Origin of the sequence: Bacillus sp. Root131 (genome assembly GCF_001429475.1) — a bacterium.
Taxonomy (GTDB): domain Bacteria; phylum Bacillota; class Bacilli; order Bacillales; family Bacillaceae_G; genus Bacillus_A; species Bacillus_A thuringiensis_S.
The window spans coordinates 84,480-107,209 of record NZ_LMJQ01000005.1; the positions used below are offsets into that span (position 1 = coordinate 84,480).

A 22,730-nucleotide genomic window follows, 5' to 3' on the forward strand; every position below is an offset into this window, starting at 1 on the left:
ATCTTGTGAAGATTCTTCTTTTGTTTATTAGGGGAGAGAGAAATGATTTCAGCATTAATAGAAGCTCTAATAGGATCTATTAGTTTAAGTACGGGTTTACACACGAAAAAGATTGATGCTAACATACTTTACTTGCAGCAGTATGAGTGGTTTTGAATGATGTATGAAGACGAGAAGTATCGAAAGTTATTTATTACGAACTACAAAGTTCGCTCATATTTACAAAGTAAGCTGAGAGTTCGATTGCTGGTAAAAAATAAAAATGCACAACGAAGATTTTTAAAATTAGTAGAAGAGCAAATGGAAAAAAGGCATACGAATTGAAATTTTGTAAAATACAATAAAAAATGAGAATTTGAGGTAGGGTTGTCAATAACGTGAGACTATGGCACTATAAAGAAATGCTATACAAATTTTATTTATCGAGATGTAAACATCAATTTTGATTTTTACGTATAAATAATGAACGGAGGAAATGAATTTATGGCTACTTTACCAAATTGTCCAAAATGTAATTCAGAATATACGTATGAGGATGGCGTTCTTTTCGTATGTCCAGAATGTGCTCATGAGTGGGGCCAAGACGCAGAAGCTGAAAATAATGATGGTGCAAAAGTTGTAAAAGATGCGAACGGAAACGTTCTTCAAGATGGCGACGCTGTTACTGTTATTAAAGATTTAAAAGTAAAAGGAACTTCTTCAGTTGTGAAGATCGGTACGAAAGTAAAGAGTATCCGTCTAGTTGATGGCGATCACGATATCGATTGTAAAATCGACGGTTTCGGAGCTATGAAGTTAAAATCACAGTTCGTTAAGAAGGCGTAAGACAATAAAAAGAGGGGGCGAATAGCCTCCTCTTTTTATTATGTCACTTTTTGTCGGTAAATCGATATTTCGTGCAAAATCGTTGATATATTCTAAGTTATGATAGATATATTTGAAAAATCGTTGATATATTGCAAGTTATGATAGATATATTGAAAAAATCGTTGATATAATTTCACTCACCGAGAACAGGGCATCATTTACTGAGCGAAAGTTACGATTCACTTCGCATCATAGTCAACCTCTTTCAACTGACATCGCTTATTAAAGAACGTTTTATATCCAAGCTGTAAAAAGATAATGACAGCGAAAGCGGTACTTCCTGAAATACCGAGTATGATAGCGATTTGATATTGAATGGCTGTGAATGGTGATACACCGGATAATATTTGACCAGTCATCATGCCTGGTAAGCTTATAATTCCCATTCCGACCATAGAATTAATTGTTGGTAAAATAGCAGAATCAAAAGCGTCTCGAATGAGCGGAGCAGCTGCTTCTTTCGGTGTTGCGCCGAGCATAAGTGCACCTTCAATTTGACCTCTTTGCGATTTCATATTGTTTAAGAACGTATTTGCGCCGAGAGAAACACCAGTCATGGCATTACCGACTAACATTCCCGTAATAGGGACGATATATTGCGGAGCATACCAAGGGTCATGACCGATAATAACAAAGATAAATAGTAGAAGTGGCCCAATTGATCCAGCGACCATGGAAAGGGCGGCTACTCGTTTTAATTCTTTAGACATTGGGATATTAACTCGTTTATAAATATTAAAAATTGCAAAGGTAGTAATAGAAGTAATGAGAGCAATTGTATAAAATGGATTACTGTTTTCAAATACGTATGTAAGGACATATGCAACAAGTACGAGCTGAATCGTCATACGGAATGTTGCGAGCGCGATTTGTTTTTCACGAGGTATTCCTTTTAATTTTACAAGTCCAATTAAGATAAGGATAAAAATATAGGCAGCCGCCAGTTGCCAAATTTGGAGTTCAATAACGCCCTTCAATAGAGAGCACTTCCTTTCTAGTTGCACCGTTTGTTTTACTAATTTCAATAATGTCGTCTGCAATTTCTTTTGGAAGTTGTTGCGAGTGTGTGATGAAGATAACTGTTTTTTTCTTTTTTCGTGCTAGTTCAGTAAATTGTTTCATAACGCGGCGTTCTGTATCATTGTCTAGTGCTGAAGTGGGTTCATCTAATAAATAGACAGGCGGATCCATAAGTACAATACGAGCAAAGGCAAGTCTTTGTTTTTCACCGCCGGATAATGAGGAGGCGCTATCTTCTAATTGCTTGTCTAAGCTAACGGTTTGTAATGCACTCCGCAGGGCATCATCATTTGGAAATGGTTTTTCAGAAAGACGAAGTCCCGTTAATAGGTTTTCTTTAACGGTTCCATCAAAAATAGGTGGAGTTTGCCCAAGCATAACTACGTCACGACGTAATTGAATAGGCGGATAATCAGAAATTAACTTTCCGTTATATTCAATTGTACCGGATGTTGGAGATTGTAAATCGTTTAACATGCGAAGCAATGTGCTTTTTCCACTTCCACTTTCACCGATAATGCAAGTGATTTTTTCATTTTGAATCTGTAAATAAGGAATGTGTAGGATATCTTTATATATAACGTCTTTTAATATAAACATAAATCGCTCCTTTCTGATTCTATTTATATCGTATCAAAAAAGGGAGGATAAGGGTTATAAAGAGCAACGTTTTTTCTTCATCTTGAGTTTTATTAATAAATTAAGTAAACGATCTAATTCTTGGCTGAAAGAAATCACTTTATTATGAGTTAATCCGTATCGTTCAACGAGATAGATTAACTCTTTCTTTTTCGCTTCTATTCGATTGTTTAGTTTCGATAAGTTCATAAGTTGAATGTAATGCCTCCTACAAAAGTATTTATCACATAAAAAATAAGACCGAATGAATTCGGTCTTAAAGGAAATAATAAGACAACTTACAAATAGCATACACTGTTTATCAATAGTTTTTAATATAAAAATGAAAAATAAATCATTATACATATTGAGAAAGATGTGTCTGATAATTTTTAAAAACTGATGCAAAGAGGCTGTCTACATAGTAGACAGCCTGTAAGATATTAACCCTTATGATATTTGTACATCCAAAGTAGACCGGATTTTAATAATCTTGGTACACGTCCCATTAATGGTTGGTTTGCAAGTAAACCGAAGCCATGCTTCTTACCAAGAGAGCCGAGAACACCTTTTAATTTGATTATAGGTAGTTCGTCAGGAAGTGGTTCATTGTTCCAACGTTTTAATAATATTTGGACAATTTGCTCTCCTTGACCTTCAGCAAGTTGGGCAGATGGAGCGTGTGGAAGTGCTGCGCAATCTCCTACAACATACACGTGCTCGTTATTTGGAATATTATGATATTTAGTTAAGACAACCCGTCCGCTACCATCTTGTTCAACTGGAAGGTTTCGAACAACTTCATTTGCTTGAATACCAGCTGTCCAGACGATTGCATCACATTCAAGTGGTTCATCGTGGTTATACACAATATTTGGTTCCACTTTTGTAATGTTAGAGTTTCTTATAATAGTAACTTTATGTTTTACGAACCATTCTTCTACGTATCTACTTAATTTCTCTGGATACGGGAATAAAATTCTATCTTTTCGATCAAATAAATAGATTTTTAAATCAGAACGGCTTTCGCGAAGTTCACTGGCAACTTCCACACCACTTAAGCCAGCGCCAACGACAGCTACTGTTGCATTTGGTTCTAGACTATTTAATTGTTCATATGTCTTACGTGTTTGTTCAATCGATTGTAGGCTATGTGTATATTCTTTCGCCCCAGGAACGTTATGATATTTATCCTCACAGCCAAGACCGATAATTAAATCATCATATTGGATCGCTTCGCCGCCATCGAGATGAACAGCTTTTTCTTCGAGATCAATATTTGTTATTGTGCCGTATTGAATATTGAGTCGTGGGTGCTCGGGAAACGGTATACGAATATGTGTTTCTGAAATAGTACCCGCAACTAATGCATAATATTCAGTTTTGAAGCAATGATATGGTACTTTGTCGATTAATGTCACTTGTACATCATCTGGAAGTTGGTTGCTTGGAAGTAGCCTTTGTAGAATTCTCATTCCACCGTAGCCGCCACCTAGTATTACGAGGTGTTTCATGATGGATTACCCCTTTTCTGTTGAAATATCCCCTAATCATAAAATTTTATATTAATAAAATATTTTGACTTTACTCAATCAAATTATATCGAATTTGTGAACAAATAACAATGCATGAATGAATACTCTGTTGTACAATAAGAAGAAAAGTAAAGTAAACTGTTTTGCCTTTTTAGTTACTATTTTATTGCAAGTAGCATGTTATATAAAATAAAACCATCTACTTTGAAGTGAAATAGTGAAGTAACTAAATAGTTTAGGATGTATAACGAAAACAACAAGAGACAGCTTAGTTTTCTTCTTATAGATGGAGTCAGAAGGTAATTTGTTTTGTAGTACAGGGGGGAGAATTTTGATTAAACCATTAATTGAATTTTGTGTAGGTAACCTTGCAAGTGGTTCACAAGCAGCTTTAGAGAAATTAGAAAAAGATCCGAATTTAGATGTAATGGAGTATGGTTGTTTAGGATATTGTGGCATTTGTTTTGAAGGACCGTTTGCACTTGTAAATGGTGAAGTTGTACAAGGTGCTACAGTAGAAGAACTGGTCAATAATGTATATGATTATTTGGATGAAAATCCAATGTTTTAAGGTGTTGCAATCAGCAGCACCTTTTTCATTAGATAAAATGTTATTTCGTAGGGGAGTTTAATACTATAGATAAATAAAAAAAGGCCCTTTTTAGAAGGGCTTTTTTCTTACACAATGTGTGTAAGAGTGGCTCATCGCCAAACGTTGTCAAATATGAGAAACGGGGGACATTCATATTGTGTTCTAAAAGCATGCATTCTATACTTAAAATAACAAATTATTTTTGGAGTGAATATAAATGAGCCAATTTTCTTTTACAAAAATGCATGGTCTTGGCAATAGTTATATATATGTAAATATGTTTGAAGAACAAATTCCTGAAGAAGATTTAGTTCTTGTGGCGGAAAAGGTTTCAAATATTAATACTGGTATTGGAGCAGATGGGATGATTTTAATTTGTCCATCTGACGTAGCTCCGGTGAAAATGCGCATGTTTAATAATGATGGTTCAGAAGGAAAGAGTTGTGGTAACGGTTTACGATGCGTAGCGAAATATGCGTATGAGCATAAACTAGTAGAAGAAACAGTTTTCACAATTGAAACGTTAGCTGGTATTGTAACAGCGGAAGTAACGGTAGAAGAAGGGAAAGTTACATTAGCGAAAATCGATATGGGAGCACCGCGTTTAACACGTGCAGAAATACCGATGCTTGGTGAAGGTGAAACACCATTTATTCGTGAAAACTTCTTATACAATAATCATCGCTATGCATTTACAGCTGTTTCAATGGGGAATCCGCATGCGGTTATTTTTGTTGATGATGTAGAGCAAGCACCTCTTACAACACTTGGTCCAGTCCTGGAGACACATGAAATGTTCCCAGAGCGAGTAAATGTTGAATTCATCGAGATTTTGAATGATGCAGAGATGAATTTCCGCGTTTGGGAACGTGGATCTGGTGTAACGCAAGCTTGCGGAACAGGAGCGTGCGCTGCAGTTGTCGCTGCTATTTTAAATGGAAAGATGGAACGTGGTAAGGAAATTACAGTCCATTTAGCTGGCGGCGATTTAATGATTGCTTGGACTGAAGAAGGAAACGTGTTGATGAAAGGGCCTGCGGAAGTAATTTGCCGCGGAGTGTATGAGTACAAGATAGAAGCGTAAAGATGTATAATAGAATGAGAACAGAAAGGATGGTGTATTTCATGATTGAAGTAACAGAACAAGCAGCTTTTCAAATTAAAGATATGTTAAAAGATGCTGAAGATGGAGAGAAGTACGTGCGCCTTGCTGTACACGGCGGCGGATGTACTGGCCTTTCTTACGGCTTAGGATTTGAAGTAGAACCAAAAGAAGACGACACAGTTCTTGAGTTTTTCGGTGTTGAATTTGTTATCGATACAGAAAGTGCTCCAATTGTTAAAGGAGTAAAAATTGATTATAAACAATCGATGCTTGGCGGCGGATTCACAATCGACAATCCAAACGCAATCGCATCATGCGGATGCGGATCATCTTTCCGTACAGCGACGAATGCTGGTAAGCCAGAAGAGTGCTAAGTTTTTAGCCGAAATAGAAAAAGACCTTTTTAGCGATGGAATAAAATCGTTAAGGAGGTCTTTTCTTTTGCCGTAAAAGCCCGATTACCAAGGCTAATCAATATTTCACTTTATTTTTGCATAGATGCAAGTATCAGTTAGTTGTTTGCCGTCAGCTGAAAAATCTTCATTACGTAATATCCCTTCAAGTTCAAAGCCTAGTTTTTCAGGGAGTGCACGACTTTTCGTGTTATTACATTCACATCGTATTTCAATCCTTCTAAATTTGAATAACTGAAATCCAAGGTTTGTTAACGCACTTACTGTTTCTGTCATATATCCACTGCCACTAAATTGCGTGTTAATCCAGTATCCAATTTCACATTTAGAAACCTTCCAATCAATTCGATGAAGGCTAGCTGTTCCAACAAAATCATTCGTCTCTTTATGATAGATAAGATAGCGAAAGCTTTCTCTTTTCAAAAAATCTATATGCGCATTTCTCAGGAGAATTTCCGTTTCTTCAACAGTAGGAATGGACTGGAATAAAGACAACCATGGCTTTAATTCACGAATTGAATCTTTAATAGCTTCATGTACTACATTCCCTTCACCTGCTTGAAGTGGTGCTCGAAGAATGAGTCTGTCTGTTTCTATTTGTAACGGAACATCTAATAAAATAGGATTCATATTATTTCTCCTCTCGAAACCTTTAAATTATGACAGAATGAAACTTATATCATAAAAAAACTTTCACCCAAAAGAAATAATTCTTGAGGACGAGAGTCGCAATTTATAATAAATGAATTGAAAAATACTTTATCTCACTAATAGAAAATCACGTCACAGCATCACTATTAGTTATTATAGAACTGTGTGAAGTACAGGAATATAGTAAAGCTTATCTTCCCATAAAGGAACCTCTCAAAAACGAGTAAACAATAAATATATATTCAATTCATCATTTAGAAATCCCTTTTCACATATTGAAAACTAAACTATCAGTTGGTACAGCAGCATTAGGTTGTTAAACTAATGCATATGTTAATTGAATAAGGAATTATTATTTTTTAAACTGCTTTAAATTGAACGCATAATTCAAGATTGATTATCTATACACAATCGCATCATGCAGATTTGGATCATCTTTCCGTACAGCGACGAATGCTGGTAAGCCAGAAGAGTGCTAAGTTTTTAGCCAAAATAGGAAAGACCTTTTTAGCGATAGAATAAAATCGTTAGGAAGGTCTTTTATTTTGGCGTTAAAACAGAAAATGCATGTAAAGTTACTTTAGAATTTAATTTAAATGTTATTATATACGGGATATATGATTAATCGAGTTTCATATTGTTCGTTTTAAGATAAGATTATGCAACAGAAATGTAAATGAATAGGAGAAATATACTATTTATTAATTATATTTAATGTTAATATTTGTAACGAAGATGATTGGTGACCATGTTTGGATTAGCTGTAGCTGCATCGGTTATGACTAATAGGTAGATTTATTCCATAAAAGCCCGATTGGTGAGGGCTGATTAAAGTTTCACTTTATATAAAAAAGGTGCATGAGGGAGAAGGCTATAGCAAATTGTATAGAACTGAATAGTTCCGTATTAATTAAAATACGTTGATTACTAGATATTAAAAAATACCGGGGGGATTAGAGTGAAGTCATTTAAGAGAGTACTTATAGTAGGGATGGCGTTGACTACAGTATCGATTTTGGGAGCTTGTTCTAGCGATACAGACGTATTAACAAAAGTAGGAGTAAAGCAACCAGCGAAGGCGGAAGGTGACGTACTAAAAGAACAGAAGAAAACACCTATGACTACGAGTAAACGTGAAAGTATTAAAAATGAGGACGCTCCATCATCACAGAAGCGTTACATTTCTCATGATGAATCTAAAAAGATTGAGGAAGGTATGATGTATACGGATATTCTTAATACGATTGACTACGGTGGTGAGAACATAAAACATTATAATAACAATGAAAAACGCGTATTTTATACTGAAAAAGATACAGATGGTACATATGAAATTATGGTTGAATTAAATACATATGGTTACGTTGTGAATATTGAACGTACTGCTATAAAGGATACAGAGAAAGATACAGAGAAAGATAAAGAGAATCGGGTATCTACGAAACGTATTGAAGAGCCTGTAAAGGAATATGAAGAAAAAAACGATCGTGTACCGTGGTATAAAGATGTAAATAACAATCCGGCAGCAGTAAGTTACAATCACTATTTGAAAATCAAAAAAGGTATGCCTGCGAATCAAGTAAAAGCTGCAATTGGACAGCCACATGTGATTGAGAAATATAAATCTTATTCAGTATATGACTATACTGGTTATGGTGGAGAAGGATCATTACGTGTAATCTTTGAACCGAATGGAACTGTTACGGATGTAGTGGAAGACGGTTTACCACGATAATAAATTAGTTACGGGAAGAGTTGTAGTAAAGTTTTCGTTGATTTTATAAAGTTTTTGGGAGCATACCCGAATATAGATGGAAAGTGTTTGTATTAGCCATGTTAACTATAGTATCAGTATTTACCGAAGTTTCTTCCAAATTCAATAGCGTTATTGTGGATGTTGTTGTCGTATTATTCTTGTTGGTATATATCGCAGTAGGACAGCGGTTGTAACTGAACGTAAGAGGACGCGTAGTAGCAGCTTCCTTTTGAAAGAAGGAGGAAAATATGATGGAGGATATTCTTGAATTCATAGGGAGATACGTAATTAAACCTATTATTAGTTTAGTGAGATATCTTGTAATAGAGATTATAATTGAGGGCGTAATAAACGGTATAAGGAAATTACGTGATAAGTGGCGAAATTGGCGTGAAAGACGTTATTGGCGGTAGTGTAGGTGATGAGTGTGCGAAACAAAAACGTTATACAGAAGTTATGAAGAAGTTTAATGAAATAATAGAAAACGACTTGCATTTAGAATCTGTACTCGTTCCAATTGGTGATGGAATGACGATTTCTAAAGTGAAGAAATAATTATTATCTTACAAAAGTGTAATGTTCATGTCATGTTTTTGAATTTCTTCTTTAAGCTCTGCGCTTTAAGATAAGAATATAAGAAAAACATATGAGGTGAAGGAAATGAAAAGATACATTGCACTATTTAGTATTTTAGTTGTATTTGCAAGTCTGTTAGTTGGTTGTGATTTAAACCGTATGGGTAAAGATGAGTATTATGTTCAAATTACAGTAGATGGAAAAGAATTTGATAGTAAAGCTAGTGATGGGCAGAAATTTAAAGATTATGAATATAAGCTGACTGGCTTTGATAAAGACGGTAAAGAGAAAGAATTAGAATTCATAGCTCAAAAAAATCTTCGTAAAGAAGCATTCCTACGCGTATATCACTCAGATAAAAAAGGTGTAACAGCTTGGGAAGAAGTGAAGAAAGACGAGCTTCCAGCGAAAGTGAAAGAAAAATTAGGCGTGAAATAAGACAGATAGAAAAGGAATTGACGAACAGGGTCAATTCCTTTTTTTGCTTTCAAATTCTTCTTCTGAAATGACTTTAAATCCGTATCTTTTAAATAAAGCAGTAGTTACCCCGTAACCAGTTTGCTTATTACCGTTAAATTCTCCAGTATAAATCGTAGAACTACCACAAGATGGACTACGTTCCTTTAAAATAATATATTCTGGTTGTAAATTTTTAATTTGTTCTAATGCTTTATAAGCGCCATTTACGAAAGCTTCTGTGACATCTTCACCATCTTTTGTCATCACTTTCGCTTTTCCGTCCAAAACGTCGTCGCCATTCCCGCCAATAATTTCAGCGGAAGGACGAGGCGTTGGTAGTCCCCCTAATACTTCAGGACAAATGAGGACGGTATCTTCTTTTTGCAGAAGCTCCTCTATTTTTGAAACGAGATTGTCATTTCCGTCATATCGACAAGCGATACCACCTAAACAAGCGCTAATTACGATCATATTTTCATCTCCATTAAAAAAATATTAAATTCCACGCCAAATTCTCTTCCTGCCTCTTACTTATAAATGAGGTGATATAAATGGGAAGCTTATATAATTTAATGAAACCATATAGTGAATTTCGAAGTAAAGAAGAGTTTAATACATATCAAAAACAAGTTTTGAAGTGCTACCGATTTCAATTGAATAAAACTGATTCTATCATTATTCATTTTTTAGGAAAGTATGCGGTGAATGAGAAACAAAAAACAGTAGGAGTCGCCTGTCCGTTAATGGAGACGATTGCGAAGAATGTTGGAAAGAGTATTCGTACAGTACGCCGTTCAATTGCAAAGTTAGAGGGACTAGGAATTATAAAGCGTGTTGCAACAAAAGAAAGACATAAGCGCGGCGGGTATAGTGCGAATTTATATATTTTTCTTATATCTGCAATTGACCGCATGGATGACCGTATGAAAATGTCCGCTTGTAAAAGTGAGGATTATGCAGCTGGCTGTAGCGGAAAGGAACAAAAAAACGAGAGGGAAACAATTCTTTCTAAAAACATTCCACAAATAAAAGAGAAAAGAAAAATAACGTACGAGCTTGATGAGACGTATTGCCGTCATGATATACCGAAGCCTTTTATATACGCACTTCTGCCGATGACGAGTAATCCGAAGAAGATTAATATATTTTGGAGTAAGGTAGAACTTGCATATAAAAAGAGCGGATTGCTAGAGCAAGGTGTTTTACTAGAGCAAATATTAGCTGATGAAGAAGTGTATGGAAATTTCATTTGGCGAGTGAAGAGTGTCGTGAGAGCTTATAAATACGGGGAAATCCGTAAAAATGTGAAGGCACTTTTATATAGTACAGTGCGAGATTTATTTTTAGAGGTTGGATTAGAATGGGGAGCAGCACTGAGAAGAAGTAAGGGGATAGCGTTATTTGATCCATTTAAAAAGGAGCCATGCGTATAATACATGACTCCAAGTAGCTAGTCGAACTTTCTTACAACTGGAACACGAATCGCTACAAATAGTACGAAGACGATAACAGCAATTGCACCGCTTTTCATAACGGTTACGATTGGAATTCCCAGTGCAAGTGCGATTGATGTGAATGCATAAGAGAGCGGGATAAAGCCCATTGATGATAGCATAAGTAAGCTCATTACGCGTCCCATCATTTCCTCTTTTACTGTCGATTGAATCATCGCCATAAGCGGAACGATAGCCATTGCAATTGTAATACCATAAAACATGCCGGCTAATAGTGCTTGCCAAAGTACGGTGCTAAAGTTGATGGCTAAGAAGAATACACCAGACAATAGCATCATGATAATACAAAAAAGACCGCGCCTACGATTAATATTTCTTAAACCGACAATGACAGCACCGATTGCCATTCCGCCGCCTACAGATGCTTCTAAGTAACTAAACTGGAGTGAATCACCATGCAGCACGTTTTTAACAAAAAGCGGGAAACCAACTTGCATCGGGCCGATCAAAAATAAGTTTAAAAAGGCGCTACAAATAAGGAAAGTTGAAAGGAATGGTGATTCCTTTACATATAAGATTCCTTCTTTAATGGAAGTGAACATACCTTTATCCGTATCTTTTAGTTCTGGCATCGTAAATTGTATTTTTTGAACGAGTATGGCCGCGACAATCAGTAATAAAATTGTAATAGAAAATATTGTCTCGTAGTTTGTGAATTTGATAAGAATTCCGCCAAGTACAGGGCCTAAGATGACCGATGCTTGGTTCGTCATTTGTGTAAGTGAATTCGCTTGTGTTAACCGGCTTTTTCCTACCAATTCCGGTAAGATAGATCCATCTGCTGACCAGAAGAAAGCATCGGCAAGTCCAAAGAATAAAGCGAATAAAGCAAATGTATATAGTGTTACATCACCAACGATAAACCATGTGAGAATGGTTGCAACAAGAATCGCTCGAATAATATTGGAGTAAAACATAATGTTTTTTTTCGGGAATTTATCAGCTACAGCGCCGCCGATAATCATAAAAATAAGCCTTGGAACACTAAGAGCTACGAAAACAACACCGAGTGAAGCTTCAAGGTTTAATGTTTTTGCTATGTACCACGTTTGTGAAAAAGTAAAAAAGGCTAAAGCAAAGCTTGAAAAAAGAGTAGCTGCCCAAAGAAAAAGGAAATTCGTATTTTTTAATAACGGTTTTCCGCTTCCTTCTAAAGCAGTTTTATTTTGTTGTAGTTCCTCCATATTGCTTCCTTTCTATGTGACAAATTTAAACTAAAAAAACAGTAAACGCCCGATTGGTGAGGGCTAATACTCAATGAGAGATGTCCCTCGCTGATTATAGTTTCACTTTATACAGTTTCTAATATTTCTATACTGCACTTTCTCATTGTAGACAATAATAATGAATTTGCACAGTGGCTATTTAACGACAAAAAAGAAGATACCAAATGGTATCTTCTTTTTTGTCGTTCAGGCTAATGCAATATAAATATCCAATTGTACGTTGGTTGGATCTGTTGCTTTTTCATCATAAAGCTCAAAGTCTGTTGTAAAAGCACGTTTATTTTCTTTCGACCATTTCCAAATATATTCCCAAGCTTCGCAAACGACTTCAGCAACTGGTCCCTTTCTCGTTGTAAATACCGCATACGTAGCGGCGGGTATTGTTAAAGTTGTCATATTTTCAGGAACTTCTTTTAGTGAAGAAACGGGCATACCGATTGTAAATGTATATGTACCAGTTTCATCTGATTCGTAGTTTGAATAGAAAGCGAGTGTTTCTTTCGTTTGTTGATTTGGGATGTGATGCATCATTTGTTCTTGAAAGTATCGGTTCCAGAGCTCGGGAATTTTTCCTTCAGTAGATGCTTCTTTTTCATTAGTCGTCGTAACCGAAACGCCGATTGCTTGGAAAGCTTCTTTTTTTACGATAATAGGTTCTTTCATCTTTAAAATATCCCCCTTATTAAATAGAACGTTTGTTCTGTTTTATTGTAACATATTTTGGAAGGATACGGTAGCACAATAATAAAAAACTCCTTCGCGTAAAAGGAGTTCTTTTTATTGCTATATTAAAACATACTTGAGCTATGCATCGGTTGAAGTTTTGCATTTGGATCGAAGTAAGCTTTTGCATTGTTTACTGCTGTCGGTGCTTCGCCAAATCCACAAGCGATAAGTTTTACTTTTCCTTCATATGTACAAATGTCACCAGCAGCGTAAATGCCAGGAATATTCGTTTCCATTTTTGAATTCACAAGGATGCTATTTTTTTGTATATCTAAGCCCCAGTTTTTAATTGGACCAAGAGAAGAAACGAAGCCGTAGTTTACAATTACGTCATCAACATCGATGATAACTTTTTCTTCAGTTTTTACGTGCTGAAGAACGACTTGTTCAATTTTGTCATCACCAATGAGTTCAACTGGAACATACGGTGTACTTACTTCTGCACGAGAATTCATTAAGTTTTCGACGCTATGTTCATGTGCACGGAATTTATCACGGCGATGAACGATTGTAACTTTTTCAGCAATCGGTTCTAACATCATCGTCCAGTCTACTGCGGAGTCGCCACCGCCAAATACTACGACGCGCTTGCCAGCAAATTTATTCATATCATCAACGAAATAATGTAAGTTTTTCTTTTCGTATTTTGCTGTACCTTCTAATTCTAAGCGGCGTGGTTGGAAAGCACCATTGCCGGCAGTAATGATGACTGATTTAGAATAGTGAGTTTGTTTATTCGTAACAAGTTTAAATATACCATCAGCTTGTTTTTCAAGCGTATCAACCGCTTCTTCTAAGCAAACGGTTGGATCAAATTTCTTCATTTGCTCTTTTAAGTTATCGACTAATTCTTGTGCACGCACTTTTGGAAATCCAGCCACATCATAAATGTATTTTTCAGGGTAGAGTGCGGATAATTGTCCTCCAAGTTGAGGTAAGCTTTCAATGATTTTTACACTTGCTTGTCTCATACCGCCATAAAATGCTGTGAACAGTCCCGTTGGACCACCACCAATAATTGTTATGTCGTAAACTTTTTGATTTTCTGCCACTTTCATTCCCCCTATAGATGGAATTTTGATATTGATTTCATATATTGTTCATATGTACACGAAAATCCTGCAAATGATGACACTTTCAAATAAATGATAGCATATTTGAGTTCATAATACTTCTGAAAACGACTGAATTGTGTGTAAGTTTTCGCATAGGTTCTTTTTTATTGTATAAAATATACAGAAAGGAAAATACATGAAAAAAAGGCTGAGAAACCCTTGAAAACGCTATGTTATTTTAAAATATTGATAATTCGCCAGATGCTTGAATTCTGGAATAAAACCGACTAATATAGGGAAGTATTATGTTAAATTTCTATGACAAAATTCGTACGATTTTTTGACTGCGTTTTGTTATGATATAGAATGTGATAAATTCCACATTCTTGACAAATAGAGTTTTTAGTACTTGGTATTATTTCTCATTACTATTATATAAAGAAAAGGGTTGTGATTTGGTGAAGACTCCAAAAATCGTAGTTTTAGGTGCAGGTTATGGCGGGATGATTACGACTGTTCGTCTGCAAAAAGCATTATCTGTAAATGAAGCTGAAATTACGTTAGTAAACAACAACAGCTATCACTACCAAGCGACTTGGTTACACGAGAGCGCAGCTGGTACATTACAAGATGAAAAAATCTGTCTAGATATTCAAGACGTTATTGATACAAATAAAGTGAACTTTGTACAAGACACAGTAGTAGAAATTAAAGCTGCTGAAAAACGTATTATCTTAAAAGACGGCGAGTTAGAGTATGACTACTTAGTAATCGGTCTTGGTTTCGAATCAGAAACATTCGGAATTACAGGATTAAAAGAGCATGCATTCTCAATCGCTAACATTAATGCAACTCGTGAAATTCGTGAGCATATGGAAGCTAGTTTCGCTAAATATGCAGATGAGAAGCGCGATGAGTTAGTAACAATCGTTGTTGGTGGTGCTGGATTTACTGGTATCGAGTACATAGGTGAGCTTGCAAACCGTGTTCCTGAACTTTGCAAACAGTACAATGTACCACGTGAAAAAGCACGTATCATTTGTGTAGAAGCGGCTCCAACAGCACTTCCAGGTTTCGATCCAGCATTAGTAGAATACGCTGTAAAACAACTTGAGAAAAAAGGCGTAGAATTCCGCATCGGTACAGCAATTAAAGAAGCAACTGAAGAAGGAATTATCGTTGCAAATGGCGATGATACGGAATTAATTAAGTCTGAAACAGTAGTTTGGGCTGCAGGTGTTCGTGGTAATGGTATTGTAGAAGAGTCTGGCTTTGAAGCAATGCGCGGACGTGTAAAAGTTGATGAGTACATGCACGCTCCAGGATACGAAGAGGTATTCATGGTTGGTGATGCCGCGTTAATTATTAACGAAGAAATTAACCGTCCATACCCACCAACAGCACAAATTGCAATTCAACAAGGTTACAACATTGCACACAACTTAACTGTATTAGTTCGTGGCAAGGGCGAAATGAAAAAATTCGCATTCGATAATAAAGGATCTGTATGTTCTTTAGGTCATGACGATGCAATGGGTGTTGTTATGGGTAAAAAGTTAACAGGTTGGAAAGCTTCCTTCATGAAGAAAGTAATCGATAACCGCTACCTGTTCTTATTAGGTGGACCTTTATTAGTTCTTAAAAAAGGTAAATTAAAGTTCTTTTAATATATAGTAGAAAAAGCAGAAACGGCTAAGCGCTGTTTCTGCTTTTTTCATATTAAAAATATAGTATAATATATAAAAAAGAAAGAATATTCTGTCCGTTATGATGGAGGAGGTTATTACATCATGGAGAAACGAGGGAAGGTATGGCTAGCTGTTAGCGGTCTAGTAGCTACAAAAGATGGCAGGTGGCTATTCGTTAAGAAGAAATACAGTGGATTAAAAGGGAAATGGTCTTTACCGGCTGGTTTTGTAAATGAAGGTGAGACAGTTGATGAAGCTGTGAAACGCGAAGTGTTAGAAGAGACAGGCATTGTCGCTCATGTGAAGGGGATCATTGGTGTTCGATCGGGTGTTATTCGTGATGAAATTAGTGATAATATGATTATTTTCCTTTTGGAGCCTGAAGGAGAAAATATTATTGTACAGGAGAAAGAATTGTCTGAAGTGGCGTTCTTACATCCAGATAAGATTGCGGACGATCCGAATACGTCTGTACTTATTAAATATTTGTTAGAAGGAAGATCAGAACTACATCTTGAAGTGGACAAAACATTAAATCCAGGAGAATCATTTGGTTATACAGCTTATCACGTATTTACGGCACGTGCGAAGGAGAGGGAAAAAGAGTGAGTATACCGGTACTACTTATTTCAATGATGTTATTCTTTATTTTGTTCTTTGGAATTGGATTTTTACTCAACATGATTTTGCGGGCTACATGGGTAATGGTTATTGTGTATCCGATTGTTTGTATGCTTATTATTAATAAAGCGAGTATGTGGGATTATTTTTCAAAGCCGAAAGAAACATTTTCTTCATTTGGGACAAGTGTATCGCACTTAGGACAAGCAGACTTATTTATTCTATCTACTGGATTAGTAGGGGCTGCTTTAGCAGGAGTCGTGATCAAGAAACTTCGGAAAAGCGGATATCAAATGTTTTAATCTCCAATTCATTTGGAGATTATTTTTTTTGCATATTCCTTCATCGTATAGGGAATGATTAACGATGAAGGAGTGTGGAATATAAAAATGTTAAAACGATATTGTATTCGCATTATGATGACTTGTTTACTTGCAATTGCATTATGCGTAACATGGAATGCTTTCACAGGAGTTTCTCTATTAGAGATTGTAAAGAAATATGAGGGAACGAGTGCAAAAGAAGTACATGCAGCAGAAGTTAAGAGAAATGTTGCTCCGAGTAAAGAAGTGATAAATGCTTTAGAGCAGGCAAACGACTGGTCTAAATATCGTTCAATTGAAATGACTGCAACAGGTTATACATCGGGGATTGAGTCAACTGGTAAGAGGCCAGGGCATCCAGAGTATGGTATTACATATTCAGGTGTTAAAGTGAAAAGGGATTTATATTCCACAATTGCTGCGGACTTACGCGTATTCCCGATTGGAACGATTCTCTTCGTGCCAGGTTACGGGTATGGTGTAGTAGCTGATAAGGGCGGTGCAATAAAAGGAAACCGTCTTGATCTATATTATGATACGGTGAAAGATGTTTATAGCCAATGGGGTAAGAAAAAAGTAAATGTGTATGTAGTAAAAGTAGGAAATGGTAAGTTTACAGAAGAAGAGTTAACGATGTTAAATCAAGACGAAACGATGCAAGTGTTTCGTGGTCAATATTTAAAACAAAGATAGTCTAGTTGTAATTACGCTAGACTTTTTTTCTTGGCTTATTTCATAATAGAGGAGATTTTACACGTCATATAACTGTAGTTGGAATTGTCGCATTTTATAGAAAATAAAGTTATAATGGTGGTAGAGAAATTTAGGGGGTCTGAACATGTTTCAAGTACAAAAAGAATTAGCAGGTCATGAAGTAGTGATTGTTGCTCTATTTGAAGAAGAGAAAATGAGTAGTTTTGTACAAGAACTGGACAAAGCGTTTGAAGGACAATTACAAGTTTTACTAGAAGAGAAAGAATTATCTACGAAGAAAAAGGCCATTTCGAAAGTACATAGCTTAGGAAAAACAAATGTGAAACGTTATTACTTTGTTGGTTTAGGCAAGAAAGAGTCTTACACGACAGAAACGTTACGTGCGGCTCTTGGAAAAGCGTTTAAAACATTACAAGTAGCAAAAGTACAAGATGCAGCAATCTTACTTGATTCTTTCGTAACAGAGAAATTAGATGCGATTGATGTAGCTCATATTGCAGCAGAAGTACAAGGCCTTGGTACATATGAGTTACAAACGTATAAATCAGATAAAAAGGATCGTGAAGAGTTAGAGAAGTTCACGGCTATTACAGCGGAAGATGCACAAGAAATTGAAGCCGCATTAACAGTTGGCTACGTACATGGACGTGCAACAAACTCGGCTCGTACACTTGTAAATATGCCGCCAAACGTATTAACAGCGACAAAGCTTGCTGAGTATGCTGTTGAGTTAGCGGAGAAGTATGATATGGACTATAAAGTTCTTGAGAAAGAAGAGATGGAAGATCTTGGTATGGGTGCATTACTTGCAGTAAACCAAGGTAGTGTAGAGCCACCAAAAATGATCGCTCTTATTTATAAAGGAAAAGAAGAGTGGACGGATGTCATTGGATTCGTTGGAAAAGGTATTACATACGATACAGGTGGTTATTCTTTAAAACCACGTGAAGGCATGGTTGGTATGAAAGGTGATATGGGCGGTGCAGCTGCTGTATTAGGTGCGATGGAAATTATCGGAGAACTGCGCCCAGAACAAAATGTGATCGCTGTTATTCCTTCAACTGATAACGTTGTAAGTGGTACGGCATTTAAGCCAGACGATGTAATCACATCTATGAGCGGAAAGACAATTGAAGTATTAAATACGGATGCAGAAGGTCGTCTAGCTTTAGCTGATGGTATTACGTATGCGAAAAAACTTGGTGCAAACTACCTTGTTGATGTTGCAACATTAACAGGCGGTGTAATTGTTGCACTTGGAAACTATACGACAGGCGCAATGACAAATAATGAAGAGTTATTTGAGCAAGTGCTAGAGGCTTCTATGGAAACAGATGAGCCAATTTGGCAACTACCGATTTTTGATCGTGATAAAGAACGTGTGAGAAACAGTAAGTTTGCTGATTTAAATAACTCACCAGGCCGTGAAGGACATGCGGTTATGGCAGGTACATTCCTAGGCGAATTCGCTGAAGATACACCGTGGGTACACTTAGATATCGCTGGAACATCAGAAACAAAAGGCGCGCACGACTTAGGGCCAGCTGGAGCAACTGGTGCAATGGTACGTACACTTGCAACACTTGTGGAGCGTTTCGGAGAAGAATAAGAGTATAAGTGAAGACTGTTCCAATATTTTGGAACAGTCTTCTTTTTTATAGGTTTGTTTATCCAGCTATTTGCCGGGCAGTAAGACCCTGACCTCAAAAATTCAGCGGAAGCAAAGAAGTTAAGTGTGGATCGAGCTGCTCGTAAACTCTTGATTGGTGAGGGGTGATTAAAGTTTCACTTTATAAAGAAATCGTATACAAAATCCCATTTAAGGCAAAAGAAGTACGGCCCGTTTCTTCAGAGACAACTAATATAAGTGCATCACTCTTTTCTGATAAGCCAATTGCAGCTCTGTGCCGTGTTCCCAGCTCAGGATCAACTTCTGTACTTTTCGTTAAAGGAAGAATATTAGCAGCTGAGACAATATGATTATTTTTTACGAGAACGGCACCGTCATGAAGAGGGTTACCTGGATAAAATATTGATTCGAGTAATGGTGCAGTTAAATGAGCGTTTAATGTCGTTCCAGTTTGAATGAAAGCTTCAAGCGTCTCGTTTCGTTCCACAACGATAAGAGCACCATGTTTTCTGGCGCTTAAATGTTGGATAGCTGTTGTAATAAAAGATGAACTTTCCGTATAAGGTGATAAATATGCCTGAATATAGTATGTAGCTGCCAATGTTTGTACATTTGCCAACATATGATGAATATCTTCCATTTTGCATAAAATGCATTCATCTTCTTTATCGATTGCATTCCTCATAATCGATAGTTCTCTTTCAGCAATTTCAATCATTTGCTTTGTTTGTATTTTGAGCTCTTCTGACAAGCCCCATTCGTGCATAATCCTCATTCCCTTTAGTGGAGTATTTAACAATAGTGTATACAAATATTCCTAGTAAAATCCTGCTAGATTTTATAAAATATTGAGATACGGCATGTTTTTTTCATATAATAAAGGTATGACGAGCGAGAGGAGAGAGAAGAATGAATTGGAAACAAGAATTTAGTCGCTGGCTTTCTTACGCACAATTAGATGCAGAATTAAAAGAACAGCTAGAAAACATGAACCAAGATGAGAAGAAAATCGAGGATAGCTTTTATAAAAACCTAGAGTTCGGCACAGGTGGTATGCGTGGTGAACTTGGTGCTGGTACGAACCGTTTAAACGTATATACAGTTCGTAAAGCAACAAAAGGATTAGCAAGCTTTATTGAAAAGTTAGGTGAGGAAGCGAAAAAACGAGGTGTTGTTGTAGCCTATGATTCTCGTCATAAATCACCTGAGTTTGCAATGGAAGTCGCTGCTACACTTGGTGCACGTGGTATCACAACATATGTGTTTGAAAGCTTACGTCCAACGCCAGTACTTTCTTTCGCAGTTCGTCATTTACATACAGTAAGTGGAATCGTTCTTACGGCAAGCCATAATCCGCCTGAATATAACGGATACAAAGTATACGGTGAAGATGGTGGACAGTTGCCGCCAAAAGAAGCGGATGAGTTAATTAGCTACGTAGATGCAATAGAAGATGAATTAACAGTTGAAGTCGCTGATGTAGAGCAATTAAAAGCTGACGGTTTATTACATATTATTGGACAAGAAGTAGATGATGCATATGCTGCAGAATTGAACAATGTCATCATTAATAAAGAAATGGTGGAAAAGGCCGGCAAAGACTTAAAAATCGTCTTTACACCATTACACGGAACATCAAATATTTCTGTACGCCGTGGTTTAGAAGAAGTTGGATTTACAGATGTAACAGTTGTAAAAGAGCAAGAGTTACCAGATCCAAACTTCTCTACAGTAAAATCACCGAACCCAGAAGAGCACGCCGCGTTTGAGTATGCAATTCGTGACGGTGAAAAGGTAGGCGCAGATGTATTAATCGCAACTGATCCTGACGCAGATCGTCTAGGTGTAGCTGTTCGTAATCATAATGGTGAGTTCCAAGTATTAACAGGAAACCAAACAGGTGCATTAATGCTTGATTACTTACTATCTCAAAAGAAAGAAAACGGAATACTTCCAGAGAACGGTGTCGTATTAAAAACAATCGTAACGTCTGAAATTGGCCGTACAATTGCAAAAGCATACGGTTTAGATACAGTTGATACGTTAACTGGATTTAAATTTATCGGTGAGAAAATTAGACAGTATGAAGAAAGCGGACAATACGAATTCCAATTCGGTTATGAGGAAAGCTATGGTTATTTAATCCGTCCATTCTGCCGTGATAAAGATGCAGTACAATCTGTCCTATTTGCATGTGAAGTAGCTGCATACTACAAATCACAAGGGAAAACGTTATATGATGGTCTATTAGAAGTATTTGAGAAGTATGGTTTCTTCCGTGAAGACCTTGTATCGTTAACGTTAAAAGGAAAAGATGGAGCGGAACAAATCCAAGAGATGATGGCGACGTTCCGTGAGAATCCTCCGAAAGAAGTAGCAGGCTTAACAGTCGTAGCAGTTGAAGATTATAAAGCAAGCATCATTACATCTTTACAAGATGGACATAAAGAAGAGATTCACTTACCGAAATCAAATGTGTTAAAATATCAATTAGAGGATGGTTCATGGTTCTGCCTACGTCCATCTGGAACTGAACCGAAGATTAAGTTCTACTTCGGTGTACAAGATAGTTCTTTACAAAATAGTGAACAAAAGTTACTTACTATTAAAGAAGACATTATGAATCGTTTATAATACAAAGTAATTTTAAGTAGTAAGGAACAAAAGGGAGCGAAATCTCCCTTTTGTTTTATGTAGGAAATGATTGCTATTAATTCCGACAGGAGAGAGGGTATTTTGTGATGAAAAAAGTAAGAAAAGCGATAATCCCAGCAGCTGGATTAGGAACACGTTTTTTACCAGCAACGAAAGCAATGCCGAAAGAAATGTTACCGATAGTAGATAAACCAACGATTCAATACATTGTAGAAGAAGCAGTGAAATCGGGAATCGAAGATATTATTATCGTTACTGGTAAAACAAAGCGCTCTATCGAAGATCATTTTGATAACGCATTTGAACTAGAACAAAACTTATTAGAGAAGAAAAAATATGAGTTGCTTGAAAAAGTACAAGCTTCTTCAAAAATGGTAGATATTCATTACATCCGTCAAAAAGAGCCGAAGGGACTAGGACATGCTGTTTGGTGTGCACGTAAATTCATTGGTGATGAGCCATTTGCAGTGTTACTAGGTGATGATATTGTCCAAGCTGAGAAACCATGTTTACGTCAATTAATGGATGAGTATGAAAAAACACTTTCTTCTGTTATTGGTGTACAAACTGTTCCAGAAACAGAAACACACCGTTACGGAATTATCGATCCATTAGAACAAGAAGGTCGTCGTTACCAAGTTCGCAATTTCGTTGAGAAACCAGCACAAGGTACAGCACCTTCAAACTTAGCGATTATGGGCCGTTACATTTTAACGCCTGAAATCTTTATGTTCTTAGAACAGCAACATGTCGGTGCTGGTGGTGAAATTCAGTTAACAGATGCAATCCAAAGCTTAAATGAAATCCAACGTGTATTTGCTTACGATTTCGAAGGAAAGCGCTACGATGTAGGTGAAAAGCTAGGATTCGTTCAAACGACAATTGAAATGGCCCTGCAACACCCAGAATTACGTGATGACATGGTTGCGATGATGAAGAAAATTTTAGAAGAACAAGCGAATCAAGAGTCTTAATATAAAAAAGAG

General features: G+C 36.5%; 25 protein-coding genes and 3 pseudogenes. 18 read left to right on the forward strand and 10 right to left on the reverse strand.

All coding sequences use genetic code 11. The features are described 5' to 3' along the window. The first annotated feature begins 42 nt into the window (after nucleotides 1–42). A pseudogene (locus ASE54_RS37585) lies at nucleotides 43–324 on the forward strand (hypothetical protein). 159 nt (nucleotides 325–483) lie between these two features. Then, the gene (gene phnA / locus ASE54_RS17180) at nucleotides 484–825 is read left to right on the forward strand and encodes an alkylphosphonate utilization operon protein PhnA (protein ID WP_000212735.1); all 342 of its coding nucleotides are present in this window, start codon (nucleotides 484–486) and stop codon (nucleotides 823–825) included. 221 nt (nucleotides 826–1,046) lie between these two features. Here the strand turns inward: phnA and fetB are convergent, their stop codons facing one another. The 4 genes from fetB to ASE54_RS17200 form a co-directional block, all read right to left on the reverse strand. Beyond that, nucleotides 1,047–1,844 (reverse strand): iron export ABC transporter permease subunit FetB, encoded by a 798-nt coding sequence (gene fetB, locus ASE54_RS17185; RefSeq protein WP_000679259.1) that lies wholly within the window; start codon nucleotides 1,842–1,844, stop codon nucleotides 1,047–1,049. Further along, nucleotides 1,828–2,487: an ABC transporter ATP-binding protein gene (locus tag ASE54_RS17190; protein WP_000470267.1), complete on the reverse strand. Its 660-nt coding sequence runs from the start codon at nucleotides 2,485–2,487 to the stop codon at nucleotides 1,828–1,830. Before ASE54_RS17190 ends, fetB begins: the two co-directional genes overlap by 17 nt. Nucleotides 2,488–2,541: 54 nt before the next feature. Next, entirely contained in the window at nucleotides 2,542–2,715 is a 174-nt protein-coding gene (locus ASE54_RS35840; protein ID WP_001054092.1) for an aspartyl-phosphate phosphatase Spo0E family protein, read from the reverse strand. 233 nt (nucleotides 2,716–2,948) lie between these two features. Beyond that, a complete protein-coding gene (locus ASE54_RS17200; RefSeq protein WP_000682066.1) occupies nucleotides 2,949–4,019 on the reverse strand; it encodes an NAD(P)/FAD-dependent oxidoreductase in 1,071 nt (356 codons plus the stop codon). Between the two features lie 352 nt (nucleotides 4,020–4,371). Here ASE54_RS17200 and ASE54_RS17205 point away from each other — a divergent pair, with 352 nt between their 5' ends. The 3 genes from ASE54_RS17205 (at nucleotide 4,372) to ASE54_RS17215 (ending at nucleotide 6,111) form a co-directional block, all read left to right on the forward strand. Further along, the gene (locus ASE54_RS17205; RefSeq protein ID WP_000595025.1) at nucleotides 4,372–4,611 is read left to right on the forward strand and encodes a YuzB family protein; all 240 of its coding nucleotides are present in this window, start codon (nucleotides 4,372–4,374) and stop codon (nucleotides 4,609–4,611) included. A 238-nt stretch (nucleotides 4,612–4,849) separates the two neighbouring features. Beyond that, a complete protein-coding gene (gene dapF, locus ASE54_RS17210; protein WP_000077409.1) occupies nucleotides 4,850–5,716 on the forward strand; it encodes a diaminopimelate epimerase in 867 nt (288 codons plus the stop codon). Between the two features lie 41 nt (nucleotides 5,717–5,757). Beyond that, entirely contained in the window at nucleotides 5,758–6,111 is a 354-nt protein-coding gene (locus ASE54_RS17215) for an iron-sulfur cluster assembly accessory protein (RefSeq protein WP_000573830.1), read from the forward strand. 105 nt (nucleotides 6,112–6,216) lie between these two features. On the opposite strand, the gene ASE54_RS17220 is transcribed toward ASE54_RS17215, so the two are convergent. Further along, complete coding sequence (locus tag ASE54_RS17220) at nucleotides 6,217–6,780, reverse strand: GNAT family N-acetyltransferase (protein ID WP_001068197.1); 564 nt, start codon at nucleotides 6,778–6,780, stop codon at nucleotides 6,217–6,219. A gap of 431 nt (nucleotides 6,781–7,211) precedes the next feature. Between ASE54_RS17220 and ASE54_RS35845 the strand changes: the two are divergent. The 5 genes and pseudogenes from ASE54_RS35845 to ASE54_RS17235 form a co-directional block, all read left to right on the forward strand. Next, nucleotides 7,212–7,280, forward strand: a pseudogene (locus ASE54_RS35845) (iron-sulfur cluster assembly accessory protein); the annotation flags it as partial. Between the two features lie 479 nt (nucleotides 7,281–7,759). Further along, complete coding sequence (locus ASE54_RS17225; protein WP_000834608.1) at nucleotides 7,760–8,536, forward strand: hypothetical protein; 777 nt, start codon at nucleotides 7,760–7,762, stop codon at nucleotides 8,534–8,536. 98 nt (nucleotides 8,537–8,634) lie between these two features. Continuing rightward, nucleotides 8,635–8,825: pseudogene (locus ASE54_RS37110) on the forward strand (hypothetical protein). Nucleotides 8,826–8,926: 101 nt separating this feature from the next. Beyond that, complete coding sequence (locus ASE54_RS17230; protein ID WP_002083726.1) at nucleotides 8,927–9,112, forward strand: methyltransferase; 186 nt, start codon at nucleotides 8,927–8,929, stop codon at nucleotides 9,110–9,112. Nucleotides 9,113–9,217: 105 nt separating this feature from the next. After that, on the forward strand, nucleotides 9,218–9,571 hold the full coding sequence (locus ASE54_RS17235; RefSeq protein ID WP_000833143.1) for a YxeA family protein: 354 nt from the start codon (nucleotides 9,218–9,220) through the stop codon (nucleotides 9,569–9,571). A 30-nt stretch (nucleotides 9,572–9,601) separates the two neighbouring features. On the opposite strand, the gene ASE54_RS17240 is transcribed toward ASE54_RS17235, so the two are convergent. Continuing rightward, a complete protein-coding gene (locus ASE54_RS17240) occupies nucleotides 9,602–10,063 on the reverse strand; it encodes a DUF523 domain-containing protein (protein ID WP_000635493.1) in 462 nt (153 codons plus the stop codon). Between the two features lie 80 nt (nucleotides 10,064–10,143). Here ASE54_RS17240 and ASE54_RS17245 point away from each other — a divergent pair, with 80 nt between their 5' ends. Beyond that, on the forward strand, nucleotides 10,144–11,025 hold the full coding sequence (locus tag ASE54_RS17245) for a helix-turn-helix domain-containing protein (protein WP_000535257.1): 882 nt from the start codon (nucleotides 10,144–10,146) through the stop codon (nucleotides 11,023–11,025). 17 nt (nucleotides 11,026–11,042) lie between these two features. On the opposite strand, the gene ASE54_RS17250 is transcribed toward ASE54_RS17245, so the two are convergent. The 3 genes from ASE54_RS17250 to ASE54_RS17260 form a co-directional block, all read right to left on the reverse strand. Next, a complete protein-coding gene (locus tag ASE54_RS17250) occupies nucleotides 11,043–12,290 on the reverse strand; it encodes an MFS transporter (protein WP_000391934.1) in 1,248 nt (415 codons plus the stop codon). Between the two features lie 228 nt (nucleotides 12,291–12,518). After that, nucleotides 12,519–12,995 carry a GyrI-like domain-containing protein gene (locus tag ASE54_RS17255; protein ID WP_000662574.1) on the reverse strand — a complete coding sequence of 159 codons (477 nt, stop codon included), beginning with the start codon at nucleotides 12,993–12,995 and terminating at the stop codon, nucleotides 12,519–12,521. A gap of 125 nt (nucleotides 12,996–13,120) precedes the next feature. Beyond that, on the reverse strand, nucleotides 13,121–14,110 hold the full coding sequence (locus ASE54_RS17260; RefSeq protein ID WP_000829785.1) for an NAD(P)/FAD-dependent oxidoreductase: 990 nt from the start codon (nucleotides 14,108–14,110) through the stop codon (nucleotides 13,121–13,123). A 461-nt stretch (nucleotides 14,111–14,571) separates the two neighbouring features. On the opposite strand from ASE54_RS17260, the gene ASE54_RS17265 reads away from it, so the two are divergent. The 5 genes from ASE54_RS17265 to pepA all read left to right on the forward strand — a co-directional run bounded on the left by ASE54_RS17265 (nucleotide 14,572) and on the right by pepA (nucleotide 19,068). Then, nucleotides 14,572–15,780, forward strand: coding sequence for an NAD(P)/FAD-dependent oxidoreductase (locus ASE54_RS17265; RefSeq protein WP_000856600.1), 1,209 nt, complete (start codon nucleotides 14,572–14,574; stop codon nucleotides 15,778–15,780). A gap of 123 nt (nucleotides 15,781–15,903) precedes the next feature. After that, the gene (locus ASE54_RS17270) at nucleotides 15,904–16,410 is read left to right on the forward strand and encodes an NUDIX domain-containing protein (RefSeq protein ID WP_000415307.1); all 507 of its coding nucleotides are present in this window, start codon (nucleotides 15,904–15,906) and stop codon (nucleotides 16,408–16,410) included. Next, nucleotides 16,407–16,724: a YuiB family protein gene (locus ASE54_RS17275; protein ID WP_000027012.1), complete on the forward strand. Its 318-nt coding sequence runs from the start codon at nucleotides 16,407–16,409 to the stop codon at nucleotides 16,722–16,724. Before ASE54_RS17270 ends, ASE54_RS17275 begins: the two co-directional genes overlap by 4 nt. An 87-nt stretch (nucleotides 16,725–16,811) precedes the next feature. Next, nucleotides 16,812–17,438, forward strand: coding sequence for a 3D domain-containing protein (locus ASE54_RS17280; protein ID WP_000920103.1), 627 nt, complete (start codon nucleotides 16,812–16,814; stop codon nucleotides 17,436–17,438). Between the two features lie 145 nt (nucleotides 17,439–17,583). Then, nucleotides 17,584–19,068 carry a cytosol aminopeptidase gene (pepA, locus tag ASE54_RS17285; RefSeq protein ID WP_000487966.1) on the forward strand — a complete coding sequence of 495 codons (1,485 nt, stop codon included), beginning with the start codon at nucleotides 17,584–17,586 and terminating at the stop codon, nucleotides 19,066–19,068. Nucleotides 19,069–19,249: 181 nt separating this feature from the next. On the opposite strand, the gene cdaS is transcribed toward pepA, so the two are convergent. Beyond that, nucleotides 19,250–19,855 carry a sporulation-specific diadenylate cyclase CdaS gene (gene cdaS / locus ASE54_RS17290; protein WP_000545255.1) on the reverse strand — a complete coding sequence of 202 codons (606 nt, stop codon included), beginning with the start codon at nucleotides 19,853–19,855 and terminating at the stop codon, nucleotides 19,250–19,252. Nucleotides 19,856–19,998: 143 nt separating this feature from the next. On the opposite strand from cdaS, the gene ASE54_RS17295 reads away from it, so the two are divergent. After that, nucleotides 19,999–21,723 carry a phospho-sugar mutase gene (locus ASE54_RS17295; protein WP_001104230.1) on the forward strand — a complete coding sequence of 575 codons (1,725 nt, stop codon included), beginning with the start codon at nucleotides 19,999–20,001 and terminating at the stop codon, nucleotides 21,721–21,723. A 107-nt stretch (nucleotides 21,724–21,830) separates the two neighbouring features. Further along, nucleotides 21,831–22,718, forward strand: coding sequence for a UTP--glucose-1-phosphate uridylyltransferase GalU (galU, locus tag ASE54_RS17300; protein ID WP_000757823.1), 888 nt, complete (start codon nucleotides 21,831–21,833; stop codon nucleotides 22,716–22,718). The last annotated feature ends 12 nt before the right edge of the window (nucleotides 22,719–22,730 follow it).